At 73.5% G+C, this 15,335-nt stretch carries 11 protein-coding genes and 1 pseudogene; 6 read left to right on the top strand and 6 right to left on the bottom strand.

Translation table 11 applies throughout. The annotated features are described in order from the left end of the window. Positions 1–285 precede the first annotated feature (285 nt). The 3 genes from ACIBJE_RS02975 to ACIBJE_RS02965 all read right to left on the bottom strand — a co-directional run bounded on the left by ACIBJE_RS02975 (position 286) and on the right by ACIBJE_RS02965 (position 2,653). Complete coding sequence (locus ACIBJE_RS02975) at positions 286–1,062, bottom strand: hypothetical protein (RefSeq protein ID WP_396742104.1); 777 nt, start codon at positions 1,060–1,062, stop codon at positions 286–288. A gap of 159 nt (positions 1,063–1,221) precedes the next feature. After that, positions 1,222–1,362: a hypothetical protein gene (locus ACIBJE_RS02970; RefSeq protein WP_396742102.1), complete on the bottom strand. Its 141-nt coding sequence runs from the start codon at positions 1,360–1,362 to the stop codon at positions 1,222–1,224. 10 nt (positions 1,363–1,372) lie between these two features. After that, a complete protein-coding gene (locus ACIBJE_RS02965; protein ID WP_396742100.1) occupies positions 1,373–2,653 on the bottom strand; it encodes an acyltransferase family protein in 1,281 nt (426 codons plus the stop codon). Positions 2,654–2,852: 199 nt separating this feature from the next. Between ACIBJE_RS02965 and ACIBJE_RS02960 the strand changes: the two genes are divergently transcribed. Both ACIBJE_RS02960 and ACIBJE_RS02955 read left to right on the top strand, forming a co-directional pair. After that, on the top strand, positions 2,853–3,461 hold the full coding sequence (locus ACIBJE_RS02960; RefSeq protein WP_396742243.1) for an alpha-ketoglutarate-dependent dioxygenase AlkB: 609 nt from the start codon (positions 2,853–2,855) through the stop codon (positions 3,459–3,461). A 135-nt stretch (positions 3,462–3,596) separates the two neighbouring features. Further along, positions 3,597–4,916: a uracil-xanthine permease family protein gene (locus ACIBJE_RS02955; RefSeq protein WP_396742098.1), complete on the top strand. Its 1,320-nt coding sequence runs from the start codon at positions 3,597–3,599 to the stop codon at positions 4,914–4,916. Between the two features lie 57 nt (positions 4,917–4,973). On the opposite strand, the gene ACIBJE_RS02950 is transcribed toward ACIBJE_RS02955, so the two are convergent. Both ACIBJE_RS02950 and ACIBJE_RS02945 read right to left on the bottom strand, forming a co-directional pair. Further along, positions 4,974–7,463 carry a DNA topoisomerase (ATP-hydrolyzing) subunit A gene (locus ACIBJE_RS02950; protein ID WP_396742097.1) on the bottom strand — a complete coding sequence of 830 codons (2,490 nt, stop codon included), beginning with the start codon at positions 7,461–7,463 and terminating at the stop codon, positions 4,974–4,976. A gap of 29 nt (positions 7,464–7,492) precedes the next feature. After that, positions 7,493–9,763: pseudogene (locus ACIBJE_RS02945) on the bottom strand (type IIA DNA topoisomerase subunit B). Between the two features lie 101 nt (positions 9,764–9,864). On the opposite strand from ACIBJE_RS02945, the gene ACIBJE_RS02940 reads away from it, so the two are divergent. Beyond that, positions 9,865–11,121, top strand: coding sequence for a hypothetical protein (locus ACIBJE_RS02940; RefSeq protein WP_396742095.1), 1,257 nt, complete (start codon positions 9,865–9,867; stop codon positions 11,119–11,121). 75 nt (positions 11,122–11,196) lie between these two features. On the opposite strand, the gene ACIBJE_RS02935 is transcribed toward ACIBJE_RS02940, so the two are convergent. Beyond that, positions 11,197–11,628, bottom strand: coding sequence for an RrF2 family transcriptional regulator (locus tag ACIBJE_RS02935; protein ID WP_396742093.1), 432 nt, complete (start codon positions 11,626–11,628; stop codon positions 11,197–11,199). Between the two features lie 124 nt (positions 11,629–11,752). Here ACIBJE_RS02935 and ACIBJE_RS02930 point away from each other — a divergent pair, with 124 nt between their 5' ends. From ACIBJE_RS02930 to ACIBJE_RS02920, 3 genes are all read left to right on the top strand, one after another. Continuing rightward, the gene (locus ACIBJE_RS02930) at positions 11,753–13,009 is read left to right on the top strand and encodes a globin domain-containing protein (RefSeq protein WP_396742091.1); all 1,257 of its coding nucleotides are present in this window, start codon (positions 11,753–11,755) and stop codon (positions 13,007–13,009) included. Positions 13,010–13,236: 227 nt separating this feature from the next. Beyond that, positions 13,237–14,454 carry a glycosyltransferase gene (locus ACIBJE_RS02925; protein WP_396742089.1) on the top strand — a complete coding sequence of 406 codons (1,218 nt, stop codon included), beginning with the start codon at positions 13,237–13,239 and terminating at the stop codon, positions 14,452–14,454. Between the two features lie 117 nt (positions 14,455–14,571). Continuing rightward, positions 14,572–15,216 (top strand): hypothetical protein, encoded by a 645-nt coding sequence (locus ACIBJE_RS02920; RefSeq protein ID WP_396742087.1) that lies wholly within the window; start codon positions 14,572–14,574, stop codon positions 15,214–15,216. Positions 15,217–15,335: the final 119 nt, after the last annotated feature.

Here is a 15,335-nt window from a genome sequence, read left to right as displayed (position 1 = left end):
ACTGATACCTCAATCCCCTGCCAACCCCCGTGAGCTGGGCAAACCGCACGGCACACCCGGAAGTCGGGCACATTAACGGGCTGACGTCGCTCAATCGGACGACCGGTTTTCCGAGTACCGTCGGGCGATTTCCGGACGGCATCGGCACAACCGCTCGCTCGCACTCGACGCGGAACGGGACGACCGGTGTCGAAGGTGCCGCGCGGCAGGGCGTGGCCCAGGTCACGTCACGATCCGGTCACGCTCCCGGCCAGCGCACCGCCCGAGGGGCGGAACCGGCCCCGCTCAGCCCACCCGCGCCGGTCGCCACCGGGCGGCGAGGCGGACCGCACCCGGCACGCGCCGGGGCTCGACCATCGTCCGGCTGCTCGCCCGGAGACGTTCCGCCGCGAGGGACGCCTCCTCCGCCAGGGACCGTGCCGCCGTCGCGGCGACCTCCGCCTGCCGCCAGGCCACCCGCTCCCGCTCGGCCGCCGTCCGGTACTCCCCCCGCCGCAGGTCGCGCACCACCCGGTGCAGGACCGCCTCCTGCACGACGGGGTGCAGCCGCGGATTCCACCCGCCGCGGCGGGCGAAGACGTCGCTGAGCTGCCCCACCGACAGGTCACCCCGCCAGTACGCGGCCATCGCGGCCCGGTGCAGGAACCGTTCCCGGGCGACGTACTCGGCCGGGGTGCGGGGCGTCCGGGGAACGGGCAGGGCGGTGGCCCCGGCGAAGCGGCGGGCGGCGGTCTCCGCCTCGTCGTACGCCCGCCAGGCCTGGTCGACCCGTTCCTGCGCGGTCAGCCACCGCTCCCGGCGGCGACGGGCGGTCTGCGCGGCACCGGCCGCGGCGACGGCCACCTCCTCGGCGTACCGGCGCAGGTCGGCCGGATCGGGCACGGCGGGGTGGAGGGCGGCCGGGTCCCCGGCGGGCGCGGGCGGGGCGAGCGTCGACTCCCGATCCCGCTCGGGGCGGGCCACCAGGACGGTGAGCACGGTCAGGGCGAGCACGAGCAGGGCGGACCAGATCGCGGCCGCCCGGGGCACGTCGACCAGGAACTCGTAGAGAACGACGTCCATCGTCGGCACCTCACGGGACACGGGAGCGGGCGGGGGTCGCACGCCTCGGGCACCGGCTCCGACCGTCGGCGGAGCCACCGGGACCGCCGTCGGCGGGTGCGGGGTGAGGTTCGTCGGATCAGCTCCCACGCCGGGGACGGGACACCCGGGGTGGACGGATCAGCGACGCGGTGGGGCCCGGGAGGAGACCGCGCCGACGTCGGTGCCGGCCAGCGGCCGGACCGGACGGCGACCGGTCGGTACCGGACCGGCCACCGCGACCGGCGTCCCGCCGGCCGGGCCGGCCACGACGAGAGGCACGGGGAGCAGATTACCCCGAACGTCGGGCACCCGCGTCGATGCCGGCCGGGTCGGATCCCACGGCCTGGTCACCGGCCGGGACGTCGGCGTGTCCGTCCCCGCCGACGCCGTCGGCGACCCGCTGCCGGGGCGCGACGGCCGCCGACGGTCCTCCGGTCGTGGACGCTCCCCCGGTCGTCGTGGCGGGACTCCCGGCCGGGGCGGGGCGTTTCCGGCTCGGCGCGAGCAGGCGCATCATCGGGGTCTCCACCCACCGGTACAGCAGCCAGGCCAGCAGGAGGTTCAGCAGCAGGAGGCCGACCACCACCAGCGGACCCGTCCAGCCGGTGAAGCCCACGCCCCGGTCGCCGGTGAGCCGGAGGATGGTGACCATCACGAAGACGTGCACCAGGTAGAAGGCGAAGGAGACCTCGCCGAGCCAGACCAGCGGCCGGGAGCGCCACGGCGAGGGCAGGCCCCGCACGTCGGCCCGGGCCGCCGAGGTGATCACCAGGATGTACGCGGCCGACAGCAGCGCCGCCCAGAACTCGGCACGGATCCACTCGCCGGCCACCGCCCAGGTGACCACGAAGATCAGGGTGGCCAGCGGCAGGCCCGGGCCGCGCCAGTGGCCGCGCCGCATCAACTCGGCCGCGGCCACGCCCATCCAGAACTCGGTGGAGCGCACCAGCGGGAAGATCTGGGTGAACCACCACCGACTCTCCTCCGGCACCAGGAGCTGACCCGGCCAGAGGGCGAGGATCACCAGCGGCACCGCCACGACGACGACCCAGAGCGCCGCCGACGGCGTCCGGCGCAGCGCCGGCAGCACGAACGGCAGACAGAGGTAGAAGAACAGCTCGCAGGAGAGCGACCAGCTCACCGTGTTCACGCTGTAGAAGTAGCCGGGGGTGGGGTTCCAGGCCTGCACGAGCAGCAGGTTCTGCATCGCCGCCGAGGGGTTGACCGGGTCGGCGAACCAGAGCCCGACCAGCAGCACCACCGCCCACATCAGCAGGTGGTTCGGGTAGATCTTGGCCAGCCGGCGGCGCCAGAACGCCCACTTCGTGTCCTGCTCACGGGCCGACCAGACCAGCACGAACCCACTGAGGATGAAGAAGAACTGCACCCCGGACAGGCCCAGGGTGAACAGTTGGTCCACCACGGCCTTGAACTCCGGCTCGACGATGATCCGCATCGTCCCGACGTGGAAGCCGAAGACCAGCATCGCCGCGATCCACCGCAGTCCGGTCAGGGAGGGCAGGCGGGACAGGGACCGGTCGGCCCCGGCCGTCGGGGTGAGGCTGGTCATGACGCCCGCGCGTACGGCTCGCGGATCGGCATGCGGGTTCTCCCGTCGGTCGGCCGGCGTACGCCGGACTGGTCACATCGGGCGGAACCGGTCGGCGCCACCCCGCCGGGCACCCTACCCCGACCACCCGCCTCTCGTACGTGTGTACGACACGGTGGGTAGGATCGGCCGGGTGGCCGACATCGCGTACCAGCCCTCGATGCTGGACCTCACCGACCAGGGCCCCGCCCTGGAGCCGCTGGCCGGGCGGGTGCGCCGGCACGAGTTGGGCCGGGGCGCCTGGGTCGACCACCTACCCGGCTGGGTGCGTGGCTCCGACCCGGTCCTCGCCACCCTGCTGCGGGAGGTGCCCTGGCGGGCCGAGCGCCGCCGGATGTACGACGCCGAGGTCGACGTGCCCCGGCTCCTCTGCTGGTACGCCGCCGGCCGGCCGCTGCCCCACGCCGTGCTGACCGAGGCCCGTGACACCCTCAACCGGCACTACGCCGCCGAACTGGGCGAGGAGTTCGTCACCGCCGGCATGTGCCTCTACCGCTCCGGCCGGGACAGTGTCGCCTGGCACGGCGACACCATCGGCCGGGGCGCGCACGCGGACACCATGGTGGCGATCGTCTCGTTCGGCACACCCCGCCCGCTGCTGCTGCGCCCGCGCGGCGGCGGGACCGGCCCGCGCTTCCCGCTCGGCCACGGCGACCTGGTCGTGATGGGCGGCTCGTGCCAGCGCACCTGGGAACACGCCGTTCCGAAGACCAGCCGCCCGGTCGGCCCCCGGGTCAGCGTGCAGTTCCGCCCCACCGGCGTCGCCTGAGTCGCGTCCCACTCCGACCCCGTCCGCGCCGCCCGGGACCGGTCCGGCGGACCGGCCGCCGCCGGCACTCTGCTACAAACGTCCAGGGTCACCACCGCCCCACCATGTCCCACCGACGTGAAGGGCAGTGCGCCGATGACCCCACCCTCCACCACGACGCCGCGCCGGACACCCTGGCGGCTGCACGGCGACGGCCGCACGGTGCGCCCCGGCGACGTGGTCGCCCCGGACGAACGCCTCTCCTGGTCGCGCACCGTCGGGATCGGCGTGCAGCACGTGGTGGCGATGTTCGGGGCCACCTTCACGGTGCCGCTGATCACCGGCTTCCCGCCGGCCACCACGCTGTTCTTCTCCGGGCTGGGCACCCTGCTGTTCCTGGTGATCACCGGCAACCGCCTGCCGTCGTACCTCGGCTCGTCGTTCGCCTTCATCGCACCGGTCATGGCGGCGAAGGCCGGCGGTGACATCGGTCCGGCGCTCGGCGGCATCGTGGTCGCGGGCGCGGCGCTGGCCCTGGTCGGCCTGGTCGTCCAGGTGGCCGGGACGCGGTGGATCGACGCGCTGATGCCCCCGGCGGTGACCGGCGCGATCGTCGCGCTGATCGGGCTCAACCTCGCCCCGGTGGCCTGGGACGGCAACGGCAGCGGCACCGGCGTCAAGGCGCAACCGCTGGTCGCGGCGGTCACCCTGGCCGCGATCCTGCTCACCACGGTGGCCTTCCGGGGCTTCGCGGGTCGGCTGTCGATCCTGCTCGGCGTGGTGGCCGGCTGGCTGTTCGCCGCCGCGACGAACGGGCTCGACCTGGCCACGCTCACCCGGCTGCGGGAGGCGGCCTGGGTGGGGCTGCCCGAGTTCCACGCGCCCAGCTTCAGCGTCCAGGCGGCGGTGCTGGTGATCCCGGTGATCCTGGTGCTGATCGCCGAGAACGCCGGCCACGTTAAGGCGGTGGCCGCGATGACCGGCCGCGACCTGGACCGGGACATGGGCCGGGCGTTCCTCGGTGACGGGATCGCGACCGTGCTCGCCGGGTCGGCCGGCGGCTCCGGCACCACCACGTACGCGGAGAACATCGGCGTGATGGCGGCGACGCGGGTCTACTCCACCGCCGCGTACTGGGTGGCCGGGGTGGCGGCGGTGCTGCTCGGGCTCAGCCCGAAGTTCGGGGCGTTGATCCTGACCGTGCCGGCGGGGGTGCTCGGCGGCGCGACCACCGTCCTGTACGGGCTGATCGCCGTCCTCGGCGCGCGGATCTGGATCGAGAACCGGGTCGACTTCCACAACCCGGTGAACCTCTTCACCGCCGCGGTCGCCCTGATCATCGGGGCCGCCGACTACACCCTCACCGTCGGCGACCTCTCCTTCAACGGCATCGCCCTGGGCACCGCCGCCGCCCTGGTCACCTACCACGCCATGCGCGCCGTCGCCCGCCTGCGCTCCCCCCGCGTCCCGACCTGACCCGCGTCCGGTCCACCCGGGGTCCGACCGACGTGCGGTCGGACCCCGGACGAACGGTCACTCGCGGGTCTGGTGGTGGCCCAGCAGGGTGGGGCCGAGCATCACCGCGAAGCCGGACCCGTCCCGGCGGGGATCCTCCGCCGGCAGTTCGACCGGCTCCCCGGTGGCGGTGGAACCCACCGGTCGGGAGCCGACCCAGGCCACGACCAGGTCCGTCTCCCCCTTCAGCAGGCGTTGGGCACGCACCCCGCCGGTCGCCCGCCCCTTGGCCGGGTACGCCGCGAACGGCGTCACCTTGACCGTGGCGCCGGTCGAGGTGACCACCATCGGCTCCCCGTGCACCGGGTCGTCGGTGCGCACCGCGCCGAAGAAGACCACCCGCGCCCCGGCCGGCACGTTGATGCCGGCCATACCGCCGCCCCGGATGCCCTGCGGCCGGACCAGACCGGCCGCGAAGCGCAGCAGCGACGCCTCCGAGGTGACGAAGGTCAGCGTCTCCGCCCCGTCGGTCAGCCAGGTCCCCCCGACCACCTCGTCCCCCTCGCGCAGGGAGATCACCTCGAACTCGTCCGAGCGGACCGGCCACTCCGGCGCGCACACCTTGACCACACCCTGCCGGGTGCCCAGCGCCAGACCGGGCGACCCCTCGGCGGTCGGGCCCAACGGGGCCAGGGTGACCACGGACTCCCCCGCCTCCAGCGGCACCAGCTCGGCGACGGACATCCCGCCGCTGAGCGACACCGTGCCGGACTGCTGGGGCAGGACGGGCAGCGGCAGCACGTCGACCTTGAACGCCCGCCCGGCGCTGGTCACCACGAGCACCCGGCCCCGGGCGGTGGAGTGCACCAGCGCGCGTACCGCGTCGTGCTTGACCCGACCACGGCGTCCGCGTCCCTCGGCGGCCTCCTCCGACTCGGCCGCGGTCCGGGCGATCAGCCCGGTGGCGGAAAGGATCACCTGGCACGGGTCGTCGGCGACCTCCAGCGGCCCGGCCGGCACGGACGCCGCCAGCACCTCCTTCAGGTCACCGTCGACCAGGGTGGTCCGGCGGGGACTGCTGAACTGCTTCGCCACCGCGCCCAGTTCGTCGGAGACCAGCTTCTTCAGCACCTTCTCGTCGTCGAGGATCCGGGACAGCTCGGCGATCTCGCCGCGCAGCTTCTCCTGCTCGGCCTCCAGCTCCAGCCGGTCGTACTTCGTCAACCGGCGCAGCGGGGTGTCCAGGATGTAGGTGGCCTGGATCTCGGAGAGCCGGAACCTCTGCATCAGGCCGTCCTTGGCGGCCTGGGCGTCCTCGCTCTCCCGGATCAGCCGGACCACCCGGTCGATGTCGAGCAGGGCGACCAGCAGGCCGTCGACCAGGTGCAGCCGCTCCTGGCGCCGACGCCGCCGGTACGAGGTGCGCCGGGTCACCACGTCGTACCGGTGGGCGAGGAAGACCTCCAGCAGGGCCTTGAGCCCCAGGGTGCGCGGCTGCCCGTCGACCAGGACGAGGTTGTTGACGCCGAAGGACTGCTCCAGCGGGGTGAGCCGGTAGAGGTCGGCCAGGAGCGCCTGCGGGTTGACCCCGACCTTGCACTCGACGACCAGCCGGGTGCCGCTCTCCCGGTCGGTGAGGTCCTTGACGTCGGCGATGCCGGTCAGCCGCTTGGTCTTCGTCACCTCGTTGGTGATCGCGGCGATGACCTTCTCCGCGCCGACGCCGTACGGCAGCTCGACCACGGTGATCGCCTGCCGGCCCCGGCTGCCCTCCACCGGGCCGATCTCCACCCGACCGCGCATCCGCACCACGCCCCGCCCGGTCTCGTACGCCCGGCGCACCTCGTCCAGGCCGAGCAGCAGGCCACCGGTGGGCAGGTCCGGGCCGGGGACGAACTCCATCAGCTTGTCGAGCGTGGCGTCCGGGTGCCGGATCAGCCAGCGGGCCGCCGCGACCACCTCGCCGAGGTTGTGCGGGATCATGTTGGTGGCCATCCCGACGGCGATTCCGGACGCGCCGTTGACCAGCAGGTTCGGAAACGCGGCCGGCAGCACCGTGGGCTGGGTCAGCGAGCCGTCGTAGTTCGGCTCGACGTCGACGGTCTCCTCGCCCAGCTCGCCGACGAGCAGCATCGCCTCGCGGGACATCCGGGCCTCGGTGTAACGGGCGGCGGCCGGGCCGTCGTCCGGGGAACCGAAGTTCCCGTGCCCGTCGATCAGCGGGACGTTCAGCGAGAAGTCCTGGGCGAGCCGGACCATCGCGTCGTAGATGGCGGTGTCGCCGTGCGGGTGGTAGCGCCCCATCACGTCGCCGACCACGCGGGCGGACTTGACGTGCGCCCGGTCCGGGCGGAACCCGGACTCGTGCATCGAGTAGAGGATGCGGCGGTGCACCGGCTTCAGGCCGTCCCGGGCGTCCGGCAGGGCACGGGAGTGGATGACCGAGAACGCGTACTCCAGGTAGGAGTCGGAGACCTCGGTGACCAGCGGATTGTCGAAGACCCGCGCACCGGCCCGGTCGAACGCGGACAGGTCGACCTTGTCGCGGGTTTCCTTACGGCGTGCCATGGTTGCGCTCTCTCCCGTGACAGGGGTGGTCAGGCGTCGATCGCGTCGCGGTCGACGCGGTCGGCGGACTCGATCAGCCAGTTGCGGCGCGGTTCGACCTTCTCCCCCATGAGCAGTTCGAGGATCCGCTCGGCGGCCTCGACGTCCTCCAGGGTGATCCGCCGGACCGACCGGGTGGCCGGGTTCATCGTGGTCTCCCAGAGTTCGTCGGCGTCCATCTCGCCGAGGCCCTTGAACCGGGGGATCGGGGTGACGATCTGCTTGCCGGCCTTCTCCAGCTTGCGGACCGTCGCCTCCATCTCGGCCTGGGTGTAGGTGTAGACGGTCTGCGGGTTGCGCCCCCTCGTGGTGATCTTGTGGAGGGGCGGCATCGCGGCGTAGAGCCGTCCGGCCTCGATCAGCGGTCGCATGTAGCGGGCGAAGAGGGTGATCAGCAGGGTCCGGATGTGCGCGCCGTCCACGTCGGCGTCCGCCATGATCAGGACACGGCCGTACCGCAGGCTGGAGAGGTCGAAGGTCCGCCCGGAGCCGGCCCCCAGCACCTGCACGATCGCCGCGCACTCGGCATTGTCCAGCACCTGCTGGAGGTTCGCCTTCTGCACGTTGAGGATCTTGCCCCGGATCGGCAGGAGCGCCTGGTACTCGGCGGACCGGGCGAGCCTACCGGTCCCGAGGGCGCTGTCGCCCTCCACGATGAACAATTCGCTTCTTTCGATGCCCGAGGAGCGGCAGTCGACCAGCTTCGCCGGCATCGCCGCGCCCTCCAGGGCGGTCTTGCGCCGGGCGGCGTCCTTCTGCTGCTTCTGGGTCAGGCGCACCCGGGCCGCGTCGACGATCTTCTGGAGGACGGTGCGCGCCTCGGCCTTGGACCGGCGGTCCTCCAACCACGCCTTGAGGTGCTGCTCCACCAGGGACTGGATGACCTTGGTGATGCCGGCGGTGGAGAGCTCGTCCTTGGTCTGCGAGGTGAACTGCGGCTCGGGGATGCGCACGTGCACCACGGCGGTCATCCCCTCCAGGACGTCGTCCAGGGTGGGCGGGTCCTCCTTGGCCCGGAGCAAACCGCGGGTGTTGCGGACGGCCTCGGCGAGGGTCCGCGTCAGCGCCCGCTCGAAGCCCTTGCGGTGCGTGCCGCCGTGCGCGTTGCGGATGGTGTTGGTGAAGCACTCGACGGTGCGCTCGTAGCCGGTGCCCCAGCGGAAGGCCACCTCGATCTCGGCGCGGCGCTGCACGTTGGACTGCATGACGCCGTTGGCGTCGGCGGCGTTCTCCCGGTAGGTGCCCTCGCCGGTGACCAGCAGGGTGCCGGAGACCGCCCGGTCGCCGGCCGGGGCGAGGAACTCCACCATGTCGGTGAGCCCGTTCGGGTAGTGGAACTCCTCCCGGGTCGGCTCCTCGCCGGTCTCGTCGCGCAGCAGGTAGTTGACGCCGGGCACCAGGAAGGCGGTGTTGCGCAGTTTCATCCGGACCGCGTCGACGTCCAGCCGGGCAGCGGTCTCGAAGTAGCGCGCGTCGTGCCAGTACCGGATCGAGGTGCCGGTGCGCTGGCCGCGCTTCGTCGCGCCGACCACCTGGAGCCCGGGGCCGGGGGTGAAGGGGTCGTCCGGGCCGGGACCGTCGAAGATGCCGGGCACCCCGTGCCGGAACGACATGGCGTGGACCTTGCCATCCCGGCGGACGGTCACGTCGAAGCGGCGGGAGAGCGCGTTGACCGCCGAGGCGCCGACGCCGTGCAGGCCGCCGGAGGTCTTGTAGCCGGAGCCGCCGAACTTGCCGCCGGCGTGCAGCCGGGTCAGCACCAGCTCGACGCCGGAGATGCCGGACTTGGCGTGCACGTCGGTGGGGATGCCCCGGCCGTCGTCGTCGACCTGCACCGAGCCGTCGGCGTGCAGCACGACCTCGATCCGGGTGGCGTGGCCGGCGACCCCCTCGTCGGTGGAGTTGTCGAGGATCTCGTTGACGAGGTGACCCACGCCACGGCTGTCGGTCGAGCCGATGTACATGCCGGGGCGTTTGCGGACGGCGTCCAGCCCCTCCAGGTGGGTAAGGTCGTCGGCCCCGTAGAGAGGCTCAAGCTCTGCGGTCAACTTGGTCGTACTCCCAGGTCTCGGCGGTGCGGGGCCACCTCCGGCGAAGATCGCCGGTGGACGGCACGCCGCAGCGAGCCTAGCCGGATGCGCCGACATACCGCCGCCGCCCCGCGCCGGGGCCATCCGCACGGACCAATCGTGAGCAGGGCGACGGACCTGCGGCGCGGGGTCGGGTCGGGCCCGGCCGACCCCACAGAGCGCGAAGTCCATCGATCGAAACAGCGGCGAACCGTTGACGCCCGCGAGACGGGCGTGATGTGATCGCGACCTCAAAAGACTTTCTCACATTTCCATCGATGGATGGAGGTCCGATGTCCGTGTTCCGTCGTACCGCGCTCGCGGCGGCACTGGTCGTGGCCTCGGCCGGGCTCACCGCCACGGTCGCGTCCCCCGCCCCGGCGACCGCCGCGCTCCCCACCGCCGCGGTGGCGCTCGGCGACAGTTTCATCAGCGGCGAAGGCGCCGGCGCGTACGCCCCGGTGGTCGACGTCAACGGGGTGGCCCAGGGCTTCCCGGGCTGGTCCGCGCCGAACAACAACGCGTACTTCTGCCACCGCTCGGCGAACGCGTCCCTGCACCGGGCCAGCCTCCCGGGCATCCAGGACCGGTTCAACCTGGCCTGCTCGGGCGGGCAGCCGTACGACATCGGCGCCGCCTCGGCGGCCCGCGCCAAGGGCCGGCAGGTGACGTCCCAGCTCGACCAGCTCCGCGCGGTCGCCCGGACCCACGACATCGACCTCGTCCTGATCGGGCTCGGCTCCAACAACAGCTCGTTCACCTTCGGCTCGGTGGCGGAGAAGTGCGCCAACCGGTTCATCGCCGACGCCTGGACCGGCTGGTGGGAGTTCTGGGCGTACCTCGGCGGCCCGGTCCCGCAGGAGCCGTGCAGCGACGCCGACCTGGCCACCCCGGCGCAGCTCGCCGCGGCCACCGGGGAGACCACCTCGGCGGTCCGCCAGATCCTCGCCACCCTCGCCCAGGTCGACGCCGACGGCCAGCACCGGGTGGTGTTCCAGGACTACACCAACCCGCTGCCGTTCGACCTGTACCCGACCTTCCACGAGCAGGACGGCCGGGCCGACGACCGGGACAAGTTCCGGGACCTCGGCGCCGAGCGGTACGCGGCCGGCTGCCCGATCCACCGGGCCAGCCTGGCTCCGGGGCACCGTTTCTCCGCCAGCCTCGGCACCATGGTCCGCTCGACCCGGGACACCCTCGCCGCCGAGTTCCCCGGCGCGGACCTGGTCTACCTGAACGTGCAGCGGGCGTTCGACGGCGCCCGGCTCTGTGAGTCGCCGAACAGCCCCACCGGCACCCTGGCCACCCCCATCCGGCTCCAGGACGGGCCGTCCGGGGTCTTCGTGACCAGCCTCGCCGGCAAGGACAAGCTCGATATCCAGGACATCGCGAACACCTGCGTCACCTACTTCCAGACCTGCCAGGAGTCGTGGCACCCGAACGCCACCGGACACCAGGTGCTCGGCCAGTGCCTGACCGGGGCGGCGACCGCCACCGCCCGTAGCGTGGCCTGCGTACGGGCACCGGACGGCAGCGTCACCGTCTCCTGACCGACCCACCGTCGACGGACCACCGGGACCCCGCCACCTCGGGCGGGGTCCCGTTCCGTGCGGGCACACCCCCGGTCAGGTCGTCCGGCCACCGAGGGTGAGCAGCACCGGGCCGGCCGAGCCGGCGACCAGGTCACCGAGGCGGACCCCGTCGAGCACGTCGAGGAACGCGTCCTGCGCGCGGCGCAGCTCGCCCCGCAGGCGGCACGCGGGCACCAGTGGGCAGGCCGGACGGTCGCAGTCCACCACCTCGTCGTCGCCCTCGAACGCCCGGACCATCGCGCCGACGGTCAACCCGGTCGCCTCCTCGGCGAAGACCACCCCGCCGGCGCGCCCTCGGATGGTGACCAGCACACCGAGCCGCTGGAGGCGTTGGACGACCTTCGCCACGTGGTTGCGGGGCAGGGCGAGCTGGACGGCCAGCTCGTCCACGGTCGTCCGGCCCGGTGACGCAGCGGTCAGCATGGCGATCCGCAGCGCCATGTCGGTGGACCGGTTGAGCTTCACGCCACCGACCCTAGCCAGCGGGTCGGGCGGGCGGTCACCGCCGGAGGTCCCGTCGGGGTGTGATCCGTTCGACCCGGGATCCGGGACCTTCGACCCTGAAGAAGTATTTGATCTACCTGTTTAGTTGGGCGCGCTCGACCGGACCAGTGACCAGAAGGAGAGAGTCGTGCTCACGGAGTCATCAGCAGCGGTGGTCAAGGCGACCCTGCCGGCCGTACAGGCGCACGGGGAGGAGATCACCGGCCGGTTCTACCAGCGGATGTTCGAGGCCCACCCGGAGCTGCTCGACATCTTCAACCGGGGCAACCAGGCGACCGGACGGCAGCGGGCTGCACTCGCCGCGGCCGTGGTCGCGTACGCCGAGCACCTGGTCGGGGTGGGCAACCTGCCGTGGGGACCGGTCCTGGACCGGATCGCGCACAAACACGCCTCGCTCGGGATCACCCCGGCGCAGTACACGATCGTCGGCCGGCACCTGATGGCCGCCGTCGGCGAGGTGCTCGGCGACGCGGTCACCGCCGAGGTCGCCGCGGCCTGGGACGAAACGTACTGGCTGCTCGCCTGCGAGCTGGTGGCCCGCGAGGCGCGGCTCTACCACACCGCCGGCATCGGCGAGGGCGAGCCGGTGTGGCGCCCCTGGCGGGTCGACCGGCGGACCCCGGAGACCGCCGACGTGGTCTCCCTCACCCTCGTCCCGGCCGACGGCGGCCCGGTGCCCGACTTCGTACCGGGGCGGTACGTCTCGGTCGCCGTCGACCTCGGCGCGGGGCGGGGCCAGCAGATCCGGCAGTACAGCCTCTCCGGCCGCCCCGGCGCGGACCACTGGCGGATCACCGTCAAGCGGGTACGCGGCACCGGCGGCGCCCCGGACGGGGCGGTCTCCACCTTCCTGCACGAGCGGGTGGCCGTTGGGGACACGCTGCGGCTCAGCCCGCCCTTCGGCGAGGTCGCCTCGGCTCCCGGGGAGGGCCCGCTGCTGCTGGTCAGCGCCGGGATCGGGGTGACCCCGGCGATGGCCGCCCTGGAGCACCTGGCCGCCACCTCGCCGCACCGGCCGGTGACCCTGGTGCACGCCGACCGGGCCGGCGGCACGCACGCCCTGCGCGACCAGCTCCCCCGGCTCCGCGCCGCCCTGCCCCACCTGCGCCTGCAGCTGTGGTACGAGGAGGACGGCGACCTGCTCGACGGGCTGTCGGCCGAGGTCAGCGCCGGCCGGGTGGACCCGGAACTGATTCCGCTCACCCCCGACGCGCACGTCCACCTCTGTGGACCGTTGCCGTTCATGAACCTGGTCCGCGGCGGGTTGCTGCGCCGGGGCGTGCCGGCCGGGCGGATCGCGTACGAGGTGTTCGGACCGGGCATGCTCCGCGACGACGCCTGACCGGAAGTGCCGGACGTGACCCGATCGGTTGGTTAGGCCGGACGGCTCAGGGTAGGGACCCTGCCATGCGGGTCGGGCGTCGGCTCCAGCCGGAACGGCACGGGCGCGTCCCGGTCGGTACGCACCGACCGGGACGCGCACCACCGACCCGCGACGAACGCGGAACGGCACGTGACGGTTCGGCGGTCGTTCCCGGGGCGACGGGACCGGCTGATGGAGGAGGAAGCATGCGCATCGCGATGATCTCGGAGCACGCCAGTCCGCTCGCCGTACCGGCCGAGCCGGATGTCGGCGGCCAACACACGCACGTCGCGGAGCTGGCCGCCGCACTCGTCGGCGCGGGCCACGACGTGCGGGTCTACACCCGCCGGGACTCCACCGCGATGCCCGACGCCGTGCCCACCGGGGACGGCTACCTGGTCTGTCACGTGCCCGCCGGGCCGCCCGAGCGGCTGGCCCGGGACGAGCTGCTGCCCTACCTCGGCGAGTTCGGGCGCTGGCTCGCCGGAGCGTGGCGGGACGGGGACTGGCGGCCCGACGTCGCGCACGCGCACTTCTGGATGAGCGGTCTGGCCACCCTGCACGCCGCCCGCCGGACCGGGGTGCCGGTCGTGCAGACGTACCACGGGCTCGGCACGGTGGCCCGGCGGCAGCTCGGCAACCGGGACACCAGCCCGCCGGGGCGGATCGGCTACGAACGGGCCATCGGCCGGGCCGTCGACCGGGTGGTCGTGCAGTGCCAGGACGAGGTCGCCGAACTGCTCCGGCTGGGCGTGCCCCGCTCCCGGATGACCCTGGTCCCCGTCGGGGTCGACGAGGAACTGTTCCGCCCCGAGGGGCCGGTCGTGCCCCGGAACCCGGCCCGGCCCCGGATCCTCACCGTCGGTCCGCTGGCCGCCGCGCAGGGTCTGCCGGACGTGGTCCGGGCGCTGCCGGGCGTACCGGAGGCGGAATGCGTCGTGGTCGGTGGCCCCTCCGCCGACCTGCTGCCCACCGACGGCACGGCCCGCCGGCTGCTGGCCCTCGCCACGGCCTGCGGCGTGGCCGAGCGGGTCCGCCTCGTCGGCGCGGTCCCGCGTGCGGAACTGGCCCGCTGGTACCGCTCCGCCGACGTGCTCGTCGCCGCGCCCTGGTACGCGTCGTTCGGCCTCGCGCCCCTGGAGGGCATGGCCTGCGGGGTGCCCGTGGTCGGCACCACCGTCGGCGGGATCACCGACACCGTGGTCGACGGGCTCACCGGCGACCTCGTCCCGCCCCGCGACCCCCGGGCCCTCGGCACGGCCGTCCGCCGGTTGCTGCGGGACAACGTCCGCCGCTTCTCGTACGCCACCGCGGCACTGGACCGGATCCGCAGCCGGTACTCCTGGAAGCGGGCCGTGGAGCAGCTCGGGGCGGTGTACGAAACGGTCGCCAACATCGGCCGGCCGGCCCCGGCGGTCGCCTGACCACCGCGCGGGAGATGGTGCCGTGACAGTTCACCGCCGCCGCTGCGACCGGCCGGGCGGGAATAGCCGTCCGGAGGGTGGGTATGCCGCAGCGCCCACACGGCGGAAGGGGATCAGATGTCCGAACGGCACACCGTACTGCGCTCGATGCACGACCTCGGCCTCGCGGCCTGGTTCGGCGGCTCGTTGATGGGCGCCACCGGGGTCAACGGCGCGGCGGCGCAGATCAGCGACAGGACCCAACGACTGCCGATGGCCTCGGCGGGCTGGGCCCGGTGGACCCCGGTGAACGCGGCGGCCATCGGGGCGCACCTGGCCGGCGCGGTCGGCGAGATGGTGACCGAGAGCCCCCGGGTGCTCACCCAGTGCGGGGTCGGTCGGATGAGCGCGGTCAAGACCGCGTTGACCGTCGCGGCCCTGGCCGTCACCGGGTACAGCCGGATGCTCGGCATGCGGTTGGAGAAGGCGGGCCAGCCACCGGTCGCCGGGGTCACCGAACCCCAGCCCGACACCCCGCGCGCGGTCGCCACCTCGCAACGGCAGATGAAGGTGCTCCAGTGGGCCGTCCCGGCCATCACCGGAGCGCTGATCGTGGTCACCAGCTACGCCGGGGAACAGCAGAAACCCGGTCAGGTGTTCCGGGGAATCCTCGGCCGTGCCGGCGGCATGATGACCGGGGGTGGAGCGAAGAAGGGGATGGGGATGGGCATGCTCGGCGCGAACGGCAACGGCCGGACGCACCGGATGATGGCCCACCACTGACGGTGGGGGGGGGGGGGGGGGGGGGGGGGGGGGGCGGGGCGGGGGGGGGCGCCCCCCCCCCCCCCCCCGCCGCCGCCCCGGCGGCGGGGGGGCGGCCCCGCCCGCCCCCCGGCCCGGGG

Origin of the sequence: Micromonospora sp. NPDC050187, assembly GCF_044459745.1 — a bacterium.
In the GTDB taxonomy this organism is placed as follows: Bacteria; Actinomycetota; Actinomycetes; order Mycobacteriales; family Micromonosporaceae; genus Micromonospora.
The sequence above is the reverse complement of the archived record's forward strand: the minus strand, read 5'-3'. Positions and strand labels throughout refer to the sequence as shown.

Bases quoted from the DNA above. Each gene is read 5' to 3' on its own strand.
- ACIBJE_RS02975 (WP_396742104.1), bottom strand. From the start codon at position 1,062: ATGGACGTCGTTCTCTACGAGTTCCTGGTCGACGTGCCCCGGGCGGCC.
- ACIBJE_RS02965 (WP_396742100.1), bottom strand. From the start codon at position 2,653: ATGACCAGCCTCACCCCGACGGCCGGGGCCGACCGGTCCCTGTCCCGC.
- ACIBJE_RS02960 (WP_396742243.1), top strand. From the start codon at position 2,853: ATGCTGGACCTCACCGACCAGGGCCCCGCCCTGGAGCCGCTGGCCGGG.
- ACIBJE_RS02955 (WP_396742098.1), top strand. From the start codon at position 3,597: ATGACCCCACCCTCCACCACGACGCCGCGCCGGACACCCTGGCGGCTG.
- ACIBJE_RS02950 (WP_396742097.1), bottom strand. From the start codon at position 7,463: ATGGCACGCCGTAAGGAAACCCGCGACAAGGTCGACCTGTCCGCGTTC.
- ACIBJE_RS02940 (WP_396742095.1), top strand. From the start codon at position 9,865: ATGTCCGTGTTCCGTCGTACCGCGCTCGCGGCGGCACTGGTCGTGGCC.
- ACIBJE_RS02925 (WP_396742089.1), top strand. From the start codon at position 13,237: ATGCGCATCGCGATGATCTCGGAGCACGCCAGTCCGCTCGCCGTACCG.
- ACIBJE_RS02920 (WP_396742087.1), top strand. From the start codon at position 14,572: ATGTCCGAACGGCACACCGTACTGCGCTCGATGCACGACCTCGGCCTC.